Origin of the sequence: Streptomyces sp. NPDC093064, from assembly GCF_044754605.1 — a bacterium.
Lineage (GTDB): Bacteria > Actinomycetota > Actinomycetes > Streptomycetales > Streptomycetaceae > Streptomyces.
On record NZ_JBIVPK010000034.1, the window covers coordinates 1 to 16291 of the forward strand.

14 protein-coding genes and 1 riboswitch are annotated in these 16291 nt (G+C 72.4%); of the genes, 8 read left to right on the forward strand and 6 right to left on the reverse strand.

Annotation, left to right across the window (positions count from 1 at the left end; translation table 11 throughout):
* Positions 1–90: 90 nt before the first annotated feature.
* Complete coding sequence (locus tag ACIQFZ_RS30460) at positions 91–588, reverse strand: hypothetical protein (protein WP_365428695.1); 498 nt, start codon at positions 586–588, stop codon at positions 91–93.
* 11 nt (positions 589–599) lie between these two features.
* Positions 600–1340: a GntR family transcriptional regulator gene (locus tag ACIQFZ_RS30465; RefSeq protein ID WP_365428698.1), complete on the reverse strand. Its 741-nt coding sequence runs from the start codon at positions 1338–1340 to the stop codon at positions 600–602.
* 211 nt (positions 1341–1551) lie between these two features.
* Here ACIQFZ_RS30465 and ACIQFZ_RS30470 point away from each other — a divergent pair, with 211 nt between their 5' ends.
* The 7 genes from ACIQFZ_RS30470 (at position 1552) to ACIQFZ_RS30500 (ending at position 9827) form a co-directional block, all read left to right on the forward strand.
* Positions 1552–2709, forward strand: a complete 1158-nt coding sequence (locus tag ACIQFZ_RS30470; RefSeq protein WP_365775553.1) for an extracellular solute-binding protein — start codon at positions 1552–1554, stop codon at positions 2707–2709.
* Entirely contained in the window at positions 2706–3602 is an 897-nt protein-coding gene (locus ACIQFZ_RS30475) for an ABC transporter permease (RefSeq protein ID WP_383060678.1), read from the forward strand. Before ACIQFZ_RS30470 ends, ACIQFZ_RS30475 begins: the two co-directional genes overlap by 4 nt.
* Positions 3590–4405: an ABC transporter permease subunit gene (locus ACIQFZ_RS30480; RefSeq protein ID WP_365435111.1), complete on the forward strand. Its 816-nt coding sequence runs from the start codon at positions 3590–3592 to the stop codon at positions 4403–4405. The genes ACIQFZ_RS30475 and ACIQFZ_RS30480 overlap by 13 nt, the downstream gene beginning before the upstream one ends.
* A gap of 3 nt (positions 4406–4408) precedes the next feature.
* Positions 4409–5491: an ABC transporter ATP-binding protein gene (locus ACIQFZ_RS30485; RefSeq protein ID WP_365435108.1), complete on the forward strand. Its 1083-nt coding sequence runs from the start codon at positions 4409–4411 to the stop codon at positions 5489–5491.
* 68 nt (positions 5492–5559) lie between these two features.
* Complete coding sequence (locus ACIQFZ_RS30490) at positions 5560–7044, forward strand: HAD-IA family hydrolase (RefSeq protein WP_402692705.1); 1485 nt, start codon at positions 5560–5562, stop codon at positions 7042–7044.
* A 225-nt stretch (positions 7045–7269) separates the two neighbouring features.
* Complete coding sequence (locus ACIQFZ_RS30495; protein WP_402692706.1) at positions 7270–8058, forward strand: carbon-nitrogen hydrolase family protein; 789 nt, start codon at positions 7270–7272, stop codon at positions 8056–8058.
* 56 nt (positions 8059–8114) lie between these two features.
* Positions 8115–9827 carry an NAD(P)/FAD-dependent oxidoreductase gene (locus tag ACIQFZ_RS30500; RefSeq protein WP_365425683.1) on the forward strand — a complete coding sequence of 571 codons (1713 nt, stop codon included), beginning with the start codon at positions 8115–8117 and terminating at the stop codon, positions 9825–9827.
* A 16-nt stretch (positions 9828–9843) separates the two neighbouring features.
* Here the strand turns inward: ACIQFZ_RS30500 and ACIQFZ_RS30505 are convergent, their stop codons facing one another.
* From ACIQFZ_RS30505 to ACIQFZ_RS30520, 4 genes are all read right to left on the reverse strand, one after another.
* Entirely contained in the window at positions 9844–10773 is a 930-nt protein-coding gene (locus ACIQFZ_RS30505; RefSeq protein WP_365425681.1) for an LLM class F420-dependent oxidoreductase, read from the reverse strand.
* A 92-nt stretch (positions 10774–10865) separates the two neighbouring features.
* Positions 10866–11531, reverse strand: a complete 666-nt coding sequence (locus ACIQFZ_RS30510; protein WP_402692707.1) for a DUF5995 family protein — start codon at positions 11529–11531, stop codon at positions 10866–10868.
* 128 nt (positions 11532–11659) lie between these two features.
* Positions 11660–13057, reverse strand: a complete 1398-nt coding sequence (locus ACIQFZ_RS30515; RefSeq protein ID WP_365775548.1) for a solute carrier family 23 protein — start codon at positions 13055–13057, stop codon at positions 11660–11662.
* Positions 13058–13164: 107 nt separating this feature from the next.
* Entirely contained in the window at positions 13165–14376 is a 1212-nt protein-coding gene (locus ACIQFZ_RS30520; RefSeq protein ID WP_402692708.1) for an MFS transporter, read from the reverse strand.
* Positions 14377–14509: 133 nt separating this feature from the next.
* Here ACIQFZ_RS30520 and ACIQFZ_RS30525 point away from each other — a divergent pair, with 133 nt between their 5' ends.
* On the forward strand, positions 14510–15772 hold the full coding sequence (locus ACIQFZ_RS30525; RefSeq protein WP_402692709.1) for an ROK family transcriptional regulator: 1263 nt from the start codon (positions 14510–14512) through the stop codon (positions 15770–15772).
* Positions 15773–16130: 358 nt separating this feature from the next.
* A riboswitch (FMN riboswitch) is annotated at positions 16131–16261 on the forward strand.
* Positions 16262–16291 lie beyond the last annotated feature (30 nt).

Consider the following 16291-nt stretch of genomic DNA (forward strand, 5'->3'; position numbering starts at 1 on the left):
CGCACCAGCCCTGTCCGGCAGAACGGAAGGGGAATCTGCCACACACCAGCATCCCGACCAAAAAACCCACAGCTAAGCAGCGACACACTACTAGGTGTGCTGTCCAGGCAAGTTGGTGACGCGGCAGCGCGTCGTCGACCTGCGGCCGATCGCCGACAGCAGGCGACGCATGCCCATCGCATGCCCGCCCGTGGCGATCACCAGCCGCCGGTAGAGGCCGCCGGCCGGGCCGGGGAAGGCGGCCCGGGTCTCGGCGCGCAGCCGGGAACGCCCGGGACCGGCCGGTTCGAGGCGGAACGTCAGCGCGTACGACGAGAAGCGATGGCGTCCGGTGAGCACCAGTTCCCGGCCCGGGTCGGCGGCGACCACCCGGAACCCGGGGAGAGTCGAGCCCTCCGCGAAGGGGCGCGGTCCGGACGCCGCGCGGTCGGCGCACCCGACCAGGCGGGCGTAGCGGGCCGCACCGGGACCGCGGAACGATTCCTCCAGCGCGGCGCCGAGCCCGCGCCACACGGTGTCGGTGTCCGCCGCGACGACGGTCGTGTGCTCGTCGACGTAGGGCAGCGAGGTGATTCCGGCGGCGTCCATGAAGGCCCCCTTCAGCCGGCCGTCTTGCGTGCCAAGGCGTTGTTCCCTATCGAATTGTGCACGCTGAAGCTCACCGCGTCCGGACGGTAGCGGTCGTCCGACCACTCCACGGGGCGCCCCTCGCGGGTCGTCGTCACCCGGCGGACCCGCAGCAGCGGGCTCGTGCGGCGGATGCCGAGCAGTTCGGCGTCCTGGGCGCCCGCCGCGACCGCGTCGATGAGGTGTTCGCCATAGGCGAAGACCAGGCCGGTGTCCTCGTAGAGCCGTTGGGTGACGGACGCGCAGTCGGGCTCGATCGCCTCGACGGCGGGGGCGACCCAGTCGGCGTACACGGTCCGCTCCACCAGGACCGGCTCGCCGTCCAGACCGCGTACCCGCAGAACGTGCAACACCGCTGTGCCCTCGTCCAGTTGCAGCCGGACGGCGTCCTCCTGGGTTGCCGGGCGGTACTCCTGGACCACCACGTGCCCGGTCGCCTCCCGCCCCATGGTGCGGGCCCACTGGGCGAAGCTGCGCAGTTCGGCGAAGCTCTGGCTGCGACGGCTGGCCAGCACGACCCGGCGGGCGCCCTGCCGGGAGCCGATCAAGCCCTCGGCGGTGAGGGCCGCGACGGCCTGGCGGACCGTACCGCGTGCGACGCCGTACTGGGCGGCCAGGGCCGTCTCGGTCGGCAGCCGGCTGCCGACGGTGTACTCCTCGCGGTCGATGGCCCGCCGCAGGGCGTCGGCGATCTCCTCGTGTCGTGCCGTCATGCTTCCCCTCTGAGTCGGCAGCTGTGCACAGCGTAGGCAGCCTAATCGAGTTTCAGCGTCGATTCGGCCGGACGAAACTGTGCAGGCGAAAGGCCTTCGAGGTTTCGTCGGCGTTCACTTACAGGACATCATCGACGGGCGTACTGAGGCCAACTTGTTCAGACAAGTTCTCCGCTCTGCCTCACCCCTCGTGCGCACCCCTGGAGAGACCGTGACCGTGTCCTTGCCGAGAACAGCCCTTCTGGGCGGCTCCCTCGCCGTCGTCGCCGCGCTCGCCCTGAGCGCCTGTGGCGCCGCCCCCGACAAGGCGTCGGCCGGCGCCGACGGCAAGAGCGCCGCCACCGCCACCTCCGCCGCCGACCTCGGCGGGATGGACGCGCTGGTCGCGGCGGCCAAGAAGGAGGGCAAGCTGCACGCCATCGCGCTGCCCCGCGACTGGGCCAACTACGGCGCCCTGATCGACGGCTTCGAGAAGAAGTACGGCATCAAGATCGAGGTCGAGAACCCGGACGGCTCCAGCCAGGACGAGATCAACGCCGTCACCTCCCGCAAGGGCCAGGACCGCGCCCCGGACGTACTGGACCTCGGCAGCTCCTTCGCGCTCAGCGCCGCCGCGCAGGGCCTGCTCGCCCCGTACAAGGTGGTCGCGTTCGACGACATCCCGGCCGGCCAGAAGGACCCGCAAGCCCGCTGGTACAACGACTACGGCGGCTATGTCTCCATCGGCTGCGACGCCAAGCGGGTCAAGGAGTGCCCGACCACCTTCAAGGACCTGCTCAAGCCGCAGTACAAGGGTCAGGTCGCCCTCAACGGCAACCCGACCAAGGCCGGCGCGGCCTTCGGCGGCGTCTACGCGGCCGCCCTCGCCGCCGGCGGCTCCTTCGACGACATCCAGCCCGGCATCGACTTCTTCGGCAAGCTGAAGAAGAACGGCAACTTCACCCCCGTCGAGTCCACCCCCGCCACCGTCGAGCAGGGCGAGACGCCGATCAGCATCGACTGGGACTACCTCAACGCCGGGTACGCCGACGAGTTCAAGTCCAAGGGCGTGGACTGGAAGGTGGCCATCCCCACCGACGGCCGGTACGCCCAGTACTACTCCCAGGCCATCAACAAGGACGCCTCGCACCCGGCCGCCGCGCGGCTGTGGCAGGAGTACCTCTACAGCGCCGAGGGCCAGAACCTGTGGCTCAAGGGCTACGCCCGCCCGGCCCTGATGCCCGCCCTGGAGAAGGCCGGCACCCTCGACCAGGCCGCCGCCGCCAAGCTGCCGGAGGTCGACGGCACGCCCACCTTCCCGTCCGAGGCGCAGCAGGGCAAGGCCAAGGACGTCCTCGCGCAGGGCTGGGGGAAGGCCGTCTCCGGATGACCACCGCCCTCACGCGGGTGGACGTGGCGCCCGCCGCTTCGGTGAAGCGGCGGCGCCGCGCCCCGGGATGGCTCGCCGTCGTCCCTCTGCTCGCCTTCACCGCGCTCGCCTTCGGACTGCCCGCCGTGGCGATGCTGAACGGCGCGTTCACCGTCCAGGACCCGGCGACGGGCGCCGAGTCCCACACCGCGGCCAACCTGACGACCTCCCTGCACGGCGCCTACCTGACCGCCCTGCTCGGCAGCGTCAAGCTGTCCGCCGTCGCCGCGGGGCTCGCGGCCCTGCTCGGACTGCCGCTCGCACAGGCGGTCGTGACCTCCCGCTCCCGCGTGCTGCGCGAGGCCGTGCTCACCGCCTCCGGAGTGCTCGCCAACTTCGGCGGCGTCCCGCTGGCGTTCGCCTTCGTCGCCACCCTCGGCAACGCCGGTGTGCTGACCCGGCACCTCGGCCTGACCGAGAAGGGCTGGGACCTGTACAGCTTCTGGGGCCTGGTGATCGTCTACCTGTACTTCCTGATCCCGCTGATGGTGCTCACCATCACCCCCGCGCTGGACGGCCTGCGCTCCCAGTGGCGGGAGGCGGCGCAGAACAGCGGCGCCACCGCCGTGCAGTACTGGCGGCACGTCGCCCTGCCCGTCCTCGCGCCGTCCCTGCTCGGCGGGCTGGTCCTGCTCTTCGGCAGCGCCTTCGCCGCCTACGCCACCGCCGCCGCCATGGTCGGCAGCTCGGTGCCGCTGGTCACCCTGCAGATCGCCGACGCCCTCTCCGGCAACGTGCTGGTCGGCCAGGAGCACGTGGCCCTCGCCCTCAGCCTCGACATGGTCCTGGTGGCGGGCCTGGTCATGGCCGTGTACCTGCCCCTGCAACGCCGGAGCGCCCGATGGCTCGCCTGAACCCATGGCGGTGGGCCGTCCTCGGTCTCGCCGCGCTGTACTTCCTGATCCCGCTGGCCGCGTCCGTGGTGTTCACGGTCGACGTGCCGGGCCGGGGCGTCACCTTCGACGCCTACACGCGGATCGTCTCCACCGAGGGCTTCGTCTCCAGCCTGCTGCTGTCGCTGGAGCTGGCCGCCGCCACCATCGCCGTCGTGCTGGTGCTGATGGTCCCCGCCATGGTCGCGCTCCGGCTCGGCGCGCCCCGGCTGCGGCCCGTCGTCGAAGTGGTGTGCCTGCTGCCGCTGGTCGTGCCGCCGATCGCGTACGTCGCGGGGATCGCGACCGTGCTGAAGTGGGGACCCGAGCACCTGTCCCGCACTCCGCTGTTCCAGACGTTCGTGGCCCTGCAGGACCCGGACTTCCCCGTCGTGCTCGTCCTCGCCTACGTCGTACTGGCGCTGCCCTTCGTGTACCGGGCACTGGACTCCGGGCTCCGCGCGATCGACGTGCGGACCCTGGTCGAGGCCGCCCGCAGCTGCGGGGCCTCCTGGCCGCAGGCACTGATCCGGTCCGTGCTGCCCAATCTGCGCGGGGCGCTGCTGAACGCCGCCTTCCTCACCCTGGCCCTGGTCCTCGGCGAGTTCACCGTGGCCCAGCTGCTGGGCTTCCGGCCCTTCGCCGTGTGGATCTTCAGCATCGGCGGCTCCCAGGCCCAGATGTCCGTCGCCGTCTCCGTGCTCAGTCTCCTCGTGACCTGGGCACTGCTCCTCGCGCTCGCCGGTGCCGGCGGACGTACCCGAACCGCTTCGTCCCGGGGATGAACCATGACCGCCACCACCCTTGAGAAGACCGCCACGACGCAGGCCGCCACCGTCGAATTCCGTGGGCTGCGCCGGGAGTTCGGCGCCACCGTAGCCCTCGACGGACTCGACCTGACCGTGCGGCCGGGGGAGTTCCTGGCGCTGCTCGGGCCCTCCGGCTGCGGCAAGACCACCGCGCTGCGCATGCTCGCCGGGTTCGAACACCCCGACTCCGGTGAGGTGCTGGTGGACGGCGCCGACGTCACCCGGGTCCCGGCCCATCGCCGCGACGCCGGGATGGTCTTCCAGTCGTACAGCCTCTTCCCACACCTGAGCGCCCGCGACAACGTCGCCTTCGGACTGCGGATGCGCAAGGTGAGTACGGACGAACGCCGGTCCCGTGCCGCCGAGTTGCTGGAGCTGGTCGGCCTCGCCGACAAGGGCGACCGATTCCCGCACCAGCTCTCCGGCGGTCAGCAGCAGCGGATCGCGCTGGCCCGCGCGCTCGCCCTGCGCCCCCGGGTCCTGCTCCTCGACGAGCCGCTGTCGGCCCTCGACGCCAAGGTCCGGCTGACCCTGCGCGAGGAGATCCGCAAGCTTCAGCAGGAGCTCGGCATCACCACCCTGTTCGTGACGCACGACCAGGAGGAGGCCCTGTCGATCGCCGACCGGGTCGCCGTGATGCGCGCCGGGCGGCTCGAACAGTGCGCACCTCCGGCCGAGTTGTACGGCCGTCCCGCGACCGCCTTCGTCGCCGAGTTCGTCGGCACGATGAGCCGGATCCCGGGCCGGCTGTCCGACGGCGGCGTCGAGGTGCTCGGGCAGCGGCTGCCGGTCGACGGTGCGGCGCCCGCCGCGAGCGAGGTGGACGTGCTCGTGCGGCCCGAGGCCGTCCAGGTGCGGGCGGCCGAGGACGGCGGCGCGCGGGTGGTCGCCACCGCCTTCCTCGGTGCGACCGTCCGGATCACCGTCCGGCTGGCGGGTGCCACCGAGGTGAAGGCCGACCTGCCCGCGCACGAAGCCGCCGGGCTCGCGGCAGGCACCGCCGTGAGCGTGTCACTGCCCGAGAGGCCCGTCCTTGTGGCGGAGCGCCCGCAGGAGTCGTGAAGCCCCAGCCGTGAGACAGCCAGTCGTGAAGAACCGGTCCTGAAGAACCCGCTGTGAAAGAGAAACACGTGACCCCCTGCCCCCGGCTCCCCCTCCAGGCCGTCCTGTTCGACATGGACGGCACGCTCGTCGACACCGAGCGGCTGTGGTGGGAGGCGGTGGAACACGTCGCCGGCAGACCCCTGACCGAGGCGGACCAGCCCGAGGTGCTCGGCCGCCCCGTCGAGCACACGGCGGGCTGGCTGGCCGCGGCCTCCGGCGCACCGGCCGCGGACGTGGCCCGGGAACTGCACCGGGAGTTCACCGACCGGGTCCGCACCGGCACCGTGCCCCGCCCCGGCGCCCTCGACCTGCTCGACGCCCTCGCCCGGGAGGGCGTACCCACCGCCCTGGTGACCGCCTCGCCCCGCACCGTCGCCGACATCGTGCTCGACGTCCTCGGCCCCGGGCGCCTGGCGGTGTCCGTCACCGCCGACGACACCGACCGCACCAAGCCCGCCCCCGACCCCTACCTCGCCGCCTGCCGCGCCCTGGGCGTCGACCCCGCCGCCTGCGTGGCCGTCGAGGACACGCAGACCGGCGTCAGCTCCGCCGAGGCGGCCGGGTGCGCGGTGCTCGCCGTGCCGTCGCTCGCCCCCATCGACGCGGCACCCGGACGCAGGCTGCGCGAGAGCCTGACCGGGGTCACCCCCGAGGAGCTGTCCGCCATGGTGAGCGGCGAACTGCGGGTGATGAGCTGGAACCTCTGGCTCGGCGGGAGCAAGGTCGACGACCACCGGGCCAAGCAGCTCGAGGCGATCCTGGAGTGCGGTGCGGACGTCGTGGGCCTGCAGGAGACGGGGGGCACCGCGGCCCAGGAGCTCGCCGGGGAACTCGGCTGGTACCACCACCGGGCCGGCGAGAACCTCGGCGTCATCAGCCGCCACCCGATCACCGCGCACCTCGGCGACCCGGACGTCGGCTTCTACGGCGCCGCCGGGGTCCGTATCGCGCTCGGGCCGGGCCGCGAGGTCGACGTCTGGACGGCCCACCTGCACTACACGCCCTACGGCCCGTACGAGTCGGCCTTCGACGGGCTCGCGGCGGACCGGCTGATCGCCCACGAGGAGGTGCGACTGGCGCAGATGCGGGACGCCCTGCGCCGGATCGACGAGGAGGGCGACCCCGCCGTACCGGTCGTCCTGGTCGGCGACTTCAACTGCCCCTCCCACCTGGACTGGCCGGACGTCGCCTGGCCGGTGACGAAGGCGGCCGAGGAGGCGGGCCTGCGCGACTCCTACCGCGAGGCCCATCCGGACCCGGCCGTCGCCCCCGGGCACACCTGGTCACCGATCCACCCGGTGCACGAGGACGGCAGCGGGCGGCCCGAGCCGCAGGACCGCATCGACTACGTGCTGCACCGAGGGCTGCGGGTGTTCGACTCCCGGACGTACGTCAGGGGCACCCCGCGTCCCTGGCCGGACGTGGCCGGCAACGACTGGCCCTCGGACCACGCGGCGGTCGTGACCGCCTTCGGCGTGCCAGGGGGCCACCGAGCGTGGCCCGGCGCGTAGCGAGCGTCCGGGCGGTCGGCCCGGAGCCGCTGAGGGAGGCCGCGGGGCGGCTGCGGGACCTGTGCTGCGACCCCGTCCTGCGAGGGCGCAACGAATCGCCGCCCATCCCGGGTTGTACGCAACGATTCGCTCACCGGCGCGCAACGGCTCCGGCTTGTCCGCCGGAGACGGCCGAACGTACGGTCTAACCGACCCCCGAACGGCCCGTACCGCTGAGGAACATCCATGCGCACCGCCCTGCTCCAGAGCTCCGGCCGTCCCGGCTCCGTCGCCGAGAACCTCAAGGTGCTCGACGACGCCGCCGGCCGGGCCGCCGCCGCGGGAGCCGGGCTGCTGGCGACGTCGGAGCTGTTCCTGACCGGGTACGCGATCGGCGACGACGTCGGCCGTCTGGCCGAGCCCGCCGACGGCTACTCGTCGGACGCGGTCGCGGAGCTGGCCCGCCGGCACGGGCTGGCGGTCGCCTACGGCTACCCGGAGCGGAACGGCGAGACGGTCTACAACTCCGTGCAGCTGATCTCCGCCGACGGCACCCGCCTCGCCAACTACCGCAAGACCCACCTGTTCGGCGACTTCGAGCACGGTCAGTTCACGCCGGGCGAGCAGCCGGTCGTCCAGGCGGAGCTGAACGGGCTGACCGTCGGTCTGATCATCTGCTACGACGTGGAGTTCCCGGAGAACGTGCGTGCCCACGCGCTGGCCGGCACCGACCTCCTCGTCGTCCCGACGGCGCTCATGCACCCGTTCCAGTTCGTCGCCGAGTCCCTGGTCCCGGTGCGCGCCTTCGAGAACCAGATGTACGTCGCCTATGTCAACCGGGTCGGTGCCGAGGGCGAGTTCGAGTTCGTCGGGCTCTCGGCCCTGGCCGGCCCCGACGGGGTGGCCCGCACCCGCGCCGGCCGGTCCGAGGAACTGGTCCTCGCGGACGCCGACCCCGTCTTCCTCGCCACCTCCCGTGAGGCCAACCCGTATCTGGAGGGCCGCCGCCCCGGCCTCTACGGGTCCCTCGTCTGACCCCCGGCCCCTCTCTCTCCGCACCTCAGTTCTTTCGCGCAAGGAGTCCGCACCCCATGACGTCCACGGTGCCCAACGCCGTCGAGCACGCCGACGAGCAGCAGCCGCCGATCACCATGTTCGGCCCGGACTTCCCGTACGCGTACGACGACTTCCTCGCCCACCCGGCGGGCCTCGGCCAGGTCCCCGCGACCGAGCACGGCACCGAGGTCGCGATCATCGGCGGCGGCCTTTCCGGCATCATCGCCGCCTACGAGCTGATGAAGATGGGCCTCAAGCCCGTCGTCTACGAGGCCGACCGGATCGGCGGCCGGCTGCGCACCGTCGGCTTCGAGGGCTGCGACGAGTCGCTGACCGCCGAGATGGGCGCCATGCGCTTCCCGCCGTCCTCGACCGCCCTCCAGCACTACATCGACCTGGTGGGCCTCGAAACCCAGCCGTTCCCCAACCCCCTGGCGGAGGCGACCCCGTCGACCGTCGTCGACCTCAAGGGCGAGTCGCACTACGCCGAGACCATCGACGACCTGCCGCAGGTCTACCGGGACGTGGCGGACGCCTGGAACAGGTGCCTGGAGGAGGGCGCCGACTTCTCCGACATGAACCGCGCCCTGCGCGAGCGCGACGTGCCGCGCATCCGCGAGATCTGGTCCCGGCTGGTCGAGAAGCTCGACAACCAGACCTTCTACGGCTTCCTGTGCGACTCCGAGGCGTTCAGGTCCTTCCGGCACCGCGAGATCTTCGGCCAGGTCGGCTTCGGCACCGGCGGCTGGGACACCGACTTCCCCAACTCCATCCTGGAGATCCTGCGCGTCGTCTACACCGAGGCCGACGACCACCACCGCGGCATCGTGGGCGGTTCGCAGCAACTGCCGCTCAGGCTCTGGGAGCGCGAGCCGGAGAAGATCCTGCACTGGCCCTACGGCACGTCGCTGAAGTCCCTGCACGTGGACGGCGAACCGCGCCCCGCCGTGACCCGGCTGCACCGTACCGCGAACAACCGGATCACGGTGACGGACGCGAACGGCGACATCCGCACCTACAAGGCGGCCGTCTTCACCGCCCAGTCCTGGATGCTGCTCTCCAAGGTCCAGTGCGACGACGCGCTCTTCCCGATCGACCACTGGACCGCGATCGAGCGCACCCACTACATGGAGTCCAGCAAGCTCTTCGTGCCCGTCGACCGGCCGTTCTGGCGGGACAAGGCCGTCGACGACAAGGGCGAGCCGACCGGCCGAGACGTGATGTCGATGACGCTCACCGACCGCATGACCCGCGGCACCTACCTGCTCGACGACGGCCCGGACAGGCCCGCCGTCATCTGCCTCTCCTACACCTGGTGCGACGACAGCCTGAAGTGGCTGCCGCTGTCCGCGAACGAGCGGATGGAGGTCATGCTGAAGTCGCTGTCGGAGATCTATCCGAACGTCGACATCCGCAAGCACATCATCGGCAGCCCGGTGACCGTCTCCTGGGAGAACGAGCCCTACTTCATGGGCGCGTTCAAGGCCAACCTGCCCGGCCACTACCGCTACCAGCGGCGCCTGTTCACCCACTTCATGCAGGACCGGCTGCCCGAGGACAAGCGGGGCGTCTTCCTCGCCGGCGACGACATCTCCTGGACGGCCGGGTGGGCCGAGGGTGCCGTCCAGACCGCGCTGAACGCGGTCTGGGGCGTCATGCACCACCTCGGCGGCGGCACCGACCCGTCCAACCCCGGCCCCGGCGACGTCTACGACGAGATCGCTCCGGTCGAACTCCCCGAGGACTGAGGGGAGTTCAGGGCCGTCACACCCCGGCCGCCCGTGCCTTCCCGAACACCTCCGCGGCGACGTCCTTGAGCTCCTCGGCGTCCCGCAGGCCGCCCTGCACGTCGATGAGGATCTCCTCCAGGCCGATCGCCGCGTACGGGAGGAGGTCCTCGACGATCTGGTCCGCGTCGCCCTGGAAGGGCCGGCGGCCGGTGCCGTCGTACGCCTTCACCGAGTACGCCGCGTTCACCCGCAGCACCGTCTGGATCGGCTGCTGCCGGCCCCGCTCGGCGGCCAGGTCCCGCACCGCGTCCCACTGGCTCGCGACCTGCTCGGCGCCCATGGCCACCGGCAGCCAGCCGTCGGCGTGCTCGACGAGCCGCTCCTGGGCCTTGCGGGTGCTCGCGGCCAGCAGGATCGGGATCGGCCGGGCCGGCTTGGGGCCCACCACGGCCGACTCGATCTTCGTGATACGGCCGTCGTAGCGCACCGGGTCGGGCCCCCACACGGCCCGGCAGACGTCGATCACCTCGTCCAGCACCCGGCCGCGCTCCTTGATCGGCCGGATCCCTGCCGCCGCGTACTCGTCCAGGGACCAGCCCGTGCCGAAGCCGGCGATCACCCGGCCGCCGCTGGCCGCGTCCAGCGAAGCGAGGGACCGGGCGAGCTGGAACGGCACGTGCAGCGGCGCGACCAGCACGCTGCTGCCCAGCCGGACCCGCTCGGTGACCGTCGCGGCCAGGGTGAGCGTGACCAGCGGGTCGGCCACGTGCCGGTACGAGTCGGGCCAGGGCACGCCCTCGATGCCGTACAGCCCCTGCGTGGCGGGCTCCGGGAACAGGGCCCGCTCGTACACCCACACGCTGTCGTAGCCGATGCGCTCCACGGCGCGTGCCACGTCGGGCACGTCCCTGCCGAGGTCGTACTGCCGGTTCTGCGGAAGACCGATTCCCAGACGGGTCGCCATGACGGTGCACTCCTTCGTGATCGTCCGTGTTCCATGGCCAACGTACAGTGATCGCGGGTGAGTTCCGTGAAGGTGCCGGGCGGATGTCCGGATCAGTCCGGCAGTGGCGTGAGCATCATGCGGCAGTCGAAGCCGACCGCGGCGTCCAGCCGCCGGCCGAACTCCTCGGCCACGTCGGGAAGTCGGCGCAGCGCCCACAGCGCCCGCGCGGCCGACCAGCTCGCCTCCCGGGCCCGCTCCAGGTCCCACGAGCCGAGCAGGTGGGTGAGCGTATCGGTGATCCGGAGCAGTTCGGGGCCGGGCGTCAGGTCCTCGCGGACACGCTCCTCCAGCAACAGGAGGAAGTCGCCCAAGCGGTCGAACTCGCCCTCCAGTTCCGACGGTTCGCACTGCGCCGCCCGGCAGGCGTCCACCACGGCGAGGGCCAGGTCGTGGCCGATGTGCGCGTGGACGCCCGCCAGCGCGAACTGCGCCGGCCGGACCCCGGGGTGGCGGCGGAACTGGAACACCGGCCGCCAGCAGGCGGGCGGCCGTCGCCCTTCGGCGGCCGCGTCCACGGCGGCGAGGTACCGCCCGGCGAGCGGTGCGTCCAGCGTGGTCGCGGGCCACCGGCCGGCCGCCTCGGCGGCGGCGAGGTACACACGGTGGAAGACCGCGACCCCGTCGCGCTCGGGCAGCCCGGCGGCCAGGCCGCGCATTGTGGCGGCCAGCGCGTCCACTGTGTCCGGGCCACGGGTGAGTTGTGCCGATTGCTGCATGGGGGCAGCGTCCCAGGCCCGGGACGGCCCGGGCGCCGACGGGCCCGGCGCTTCCCCGGAACGGGGGAACGCGCCCGCCGGCGAACGGGGCGGAGGGGGCCTGCGAGGCAGGCCGGGCGGAGGGGGACCTACGAAGCCGGTCCGGTGCCCTGAGCCTCCCCGCCGTACGACGACGTGCCCTCGTCCAGCAGCGGCTCCTGCTTCTTGAGGTGGGCGGGCGCGAACGCGCGCAGCGCGTGGTAGCCGGTGATGACGACCAGGGTGCCGAGTGCGATGCCGCTGAGGGAGAAGGTGTCGCTGAACTTCAGGCTGACGTTGCCGACGCCGATGATGATGCCCGCCGCGGCCGGCACCAGGTTCAGCGGGTTGCGCAGGTCGACCTTGGCGTTGATCCAGATCTGCGCGCCGAGCAGGCCGATCATGCCGTACAGGATGACGGTGATGCCGCCGAGGACGCCGCCCGGGATCGCGGCCACGATCGCGCCGAACTTGGGGCAGAGGCCGAACAGCAGCGCGAAGCCCGCGGCGGCCCAGTACGCGGCCGTCGAGTAGACGCGGGTCGCGGCCATCACGCCGATGTTCTCGGAGTAGGTGGTGTTCGGCGGGCCGCCCACCGCGGTCGACAGCATGGAGGCCACACCGTCGGCCGAGATCGCGGTGCCGAGCTTGTCGTCCAGCGGGTCGCCGGTCATCTCGCCGACCGCCTTCACATGCCCCGCGTTCTCCGCGACCAGCGCGATGACGACCGGCAGTGCCACCAGGATCGCCGACCACTGGAAACTGGGCCCGTGGAAGGACGGCAGCCCGATCCAGTCGGCCTTGCCCACGCCCGAGAGGTCCAGGCGCCAGTGGTCGGTGAGCTTGCCGCTCGCGTCCACCGAGTGGATCCTGCCGAAGACCTGGTCGAAGACCCAGGAGGCGGCGTAGCCGAAGACCAGGCCGAGGAAGATCGCGATCCGGGACCAGAAGCCGCGCAGGCACACGACGGCCAGCCCGGTGAACAGCATCACGAGCAGGGCCGTCCACTGGTCCTGCGGCCAGTAGGTGGAGGCGGTCACCGGAGCGAGGTTGAAGCCGATCAGCATGACGACCGCGCCGGTGACGATGGGCGGCATCGCGGCGTGGATGATCCGCGCCCCGAAGCGCTGCACGGCGAGGCCGACCAGGAACAGCGCGACACCGACGACGAAGACCGCGCCGGTCACGGTGGCGCTGGTGCCGCCCTGCGCCCGGATGACCGCGGCGACGCCCACGAAGGAGAGCGAGCAGCCCAGGTAGCTGGGCACCCGGCCGCGGGTGGCGAGCAGGAAGATCACGGTCGCGACGCCCGACATCATGATCGCGAGGTTGGGGTCGAGACCCATGAGCACGGGGGCGACGAAGGAGGCGCCGAACATGGCCACGACGTGCTGGGCGCCGAGTCCTGCCGTGCGGGGCCACGAGAGCCGTTCGTCGGGCCGGACCACTGCTCCGGGTGCGGGCGTGCGCCCGTCACCGTGCAGCTTCCAGCGCACGCCGAGGTTCATGGTGGGATTTCGCTTTCTCTGTACGTGGAGCTTGTCCGCACCATTGTCGGGGGTGCCCGGAGGTCCCGTGCCCACCCGCCCCTGCTCAGGCCCTGCTCAGGCGCCGCTCAGGGCCGCGGGTCGGGAACCGCGGTGCTCGTGGGGCCGACCTTCGTCCGGTCCCGGTCGCCCGCCCTGAGCACCCCCGCGAAGGCGACCAGACCGCACGCCAGAAGGGTCACCAGGCCGAAGGACACCACCAGGTTGGTCGCCTGGGCCAGACCGCCGATCGCGCTCGGGGCGACCAGCCCGGAGGTGTACGTGATGGTCGCGACACCGGCGATGGCCTGGCTGGGGTTCGGGCCGCTGCGGCCGGCCGCGGCGAAGCACAGCGGTACGACGACCGCGATACCGAGGCCCATCAGCGCGAACCCGGTCATCGCCACCGCCGGATGGCCCCCGGCGACGACGAGCAGGCCGCCCACGACCGCCAGCACGCCGCTCGCCCGCACCGTGCGCACGGCGCCGAACCGGTCCACCACCCGGTCGCCCGCGATCCGCGCGACCGCCATGGTGAGGGTGAAGCCCGTGGTGCAGGCCGCCGCGAGGCCGGCCGAGGTCTCCAACTGGTGCCGCAGGTAGACCGCCGACCAGTCCAGGCTCGCGCCCTCCGCGAACACCGCGCAGAACCCGATCGCGCCGATCAGCAGCGCCGACTTCGGCGGCAGCGCGAACCGCGGCGGCGGCTCCTCGTCCTGGGCGGGCTGGAGGTCCAGCACCCAGGTGCAGGCGGCCACGCCCAGCACGGTCAGTACGGCGGCCGCCAGCAGGTGGTGCAGCCGCGCGTCCGAGCCGAGGTGCGCGGCGACCGTGCCGGCCGCCGAGCCGACCAGGGCTCCCGTGCTCCACATGCCGTGCAGTCCGGACATGATCGAGCGGTCGAGCCGGTTCTCGACCTCCACCCCGAGGGCGTTCATCGCGACGTCCGCCATGCCCGCCGTGGCGCCGTAGACGAACAGGCTGAGGCACAGGGTCAGGAGGTTCGGCGCGAGGGAGGGCAGGACGAGGGCGAGCGTCCACAGGGCGATCAGGCCGCGCAGCGCGTTGCGGGCGCCGAAGCGGTGGCTGATGCCGCCCGCGAGCGGCATCGCGAGGGACGCGCCGAGCGCCGGGAAGGCCAGCGCGAGCCCCAGCTGCCCGGGGCTGACACCGGCGTGGTCCTGGATCCACGGCACGCGGGTCGCGAACGAGCCGGTGACGGCGCCGTGCACGGCGAAGACGGCCGCCACGGCGTACCGGGCGCGCCGCACCTCGCGCTGTTCGTAGACCACTGCACTCATTGTCCGGCCCCTCCCGGGCTGACCGCCGTTGCCCCTCGCGCCGTCGCGCCGACGTAAACTATCAGGGAACCTGCCTGATAGATAGCGGCTATCACGGACGGCAGCAGCCCGCAGATCTGGGAGGATTCCCGGCATGCCCGCATCCCCGAGCACCGCCAGGGCCATCAACGACCGGCTCGCCCTGCGGCTGCTTCAGCAGCAAGGACCGCTGACCGCAGGGCAGTTGAAGCAGCTCACCGGTCTGTCCCGGCCCACCGTCGCCGACCTCGTCGAACGGCTGACGGCCTCCGGCCTGATCACCGTGGTCGGTGAGTCCGGCGAGCAGCGGCGCGGGCCGAACGCGCGGCTGTACGGCATCGTCGCCGATCTCGCCCACCTGGCCGCCCTCGACGTGCGCACCGAGAGCGTGTCCGTGATCGTCGCCGATCTGCTGGGCCGGGAGCTGGCCGCGGAGTCCGTGCCGATCGGCGGGGACACCGGCACCGGGCCCGCGCTGGAGCAGGCGGTCGGTCTGGTGGAGCGGGTGGTCAAGGAGGCGGGGGTGGAGCGGCTGCACACGGTCGGCATCGGCGCGCCGGGGCTGATCGACCCGGTCACCGGTGAACTCCGCGACTCCACGGGACTGCCCGAATGGCATCGCAGGCTGGTGGCGGCGCTGCAGGAGCGGCTGCCGCGGGCCCGGTTCACCGTCGAGAACGAGACCAACCTCGCGGCGCTGGCCGAGCAGCGGGACGGGGCCGCCCGGGGCCGGGACACGTTCGTCCTGCTGTGGCTCGGCCACGGCGCGGGTGCGGCCGTCGTCCTGGACGGAACCCTGCGCCGCGGCGCCTCCGGAGGCACCGGCGAGATCGGCTTCCTGCCCGTCCCGGGCACCGACGGCCTCCCCTCGGCGACGGACTGCGTGGGCGGCTTCCACTCCCTGGCCGGCGCGAAGGCGGTGACGGAACTGGCCGCGCGGTACGGGCTGTTGGCGGAGCGGGCCGGGCCGGAGGGGGCCAGGTCGGAGGGGGCGGGTTCGGAGGGGGCGGGTTCGGAACCGGTCGCCGCGGAACTGGTACGGGCGGCGGTACGGGCGGCCACGGGGGCGGCTGCCTCCGCTGCGGAGAGCCCTGCTGCGGCCTCGGACTTCCTCGATGCCCTGGCCGACCGCGTCGCCCTCGGGGTGGCCTCGGTGGTGGCCGTCCTCGATCCCGGGTGCGTGGTCCTCGGGGGTGAGATCGGGCAGGCCGGCGGTGAGGTGCTCGCCGCGCGCGTGGCGGAGCGCGTGGCACGGATGTCCCCGCTGCGCACCGAGGTGAGGGCGGGCGCGCTCGGCGGCCGGGCGGTGCTGCGCGGCGCGCTCGTGACCGCCCGCGACCGGGCCCAGGACGAGTTGTTCGCCCCGCCGGAGCGCTGACACCGCAAGGAGGCCGGCCCGGCACCGCACGGGATTCGGCCTGACGCCGCACGGAGTTCGGCCCGGCACCGTACGGAATTCGGCCTGGCGCCATACGAACTCCGCAGCTCGCGTCGGACGTTCGGCCCGGCGCGGCGGAACTTGCATGCCTCACGCACCTGTTGACCTGCATGGTCTAGTCCTCTTAGTGTCTGACTTCCGTGCAGACCGGTCCGGCGGCGGTGACGACGGCCCTTGCCCGCCGCCGGACCTCCACGCCCGCGCACGGCACGGCGGGCGGTACGTTCTGTGAGCCACCCCACACGCTTCGTCCGCAGTCGCGCCGATCAGGCGTGGCACACTGGCTCTGTACCAGTAGCAGCGCACTCCGGGGTCGGTGAAAGTCCGAACCGGCGGTTACAGTCCGCGACCCGGTCGCTTCCAGCGGCCGGTTGACCAGGTGGAATTCCTGGACCGACGGTTAAAGTCCGGATGGGAGGCAGTGCGCGGCGAGCGAGCACACCCGTGTGCGCCGCCGTC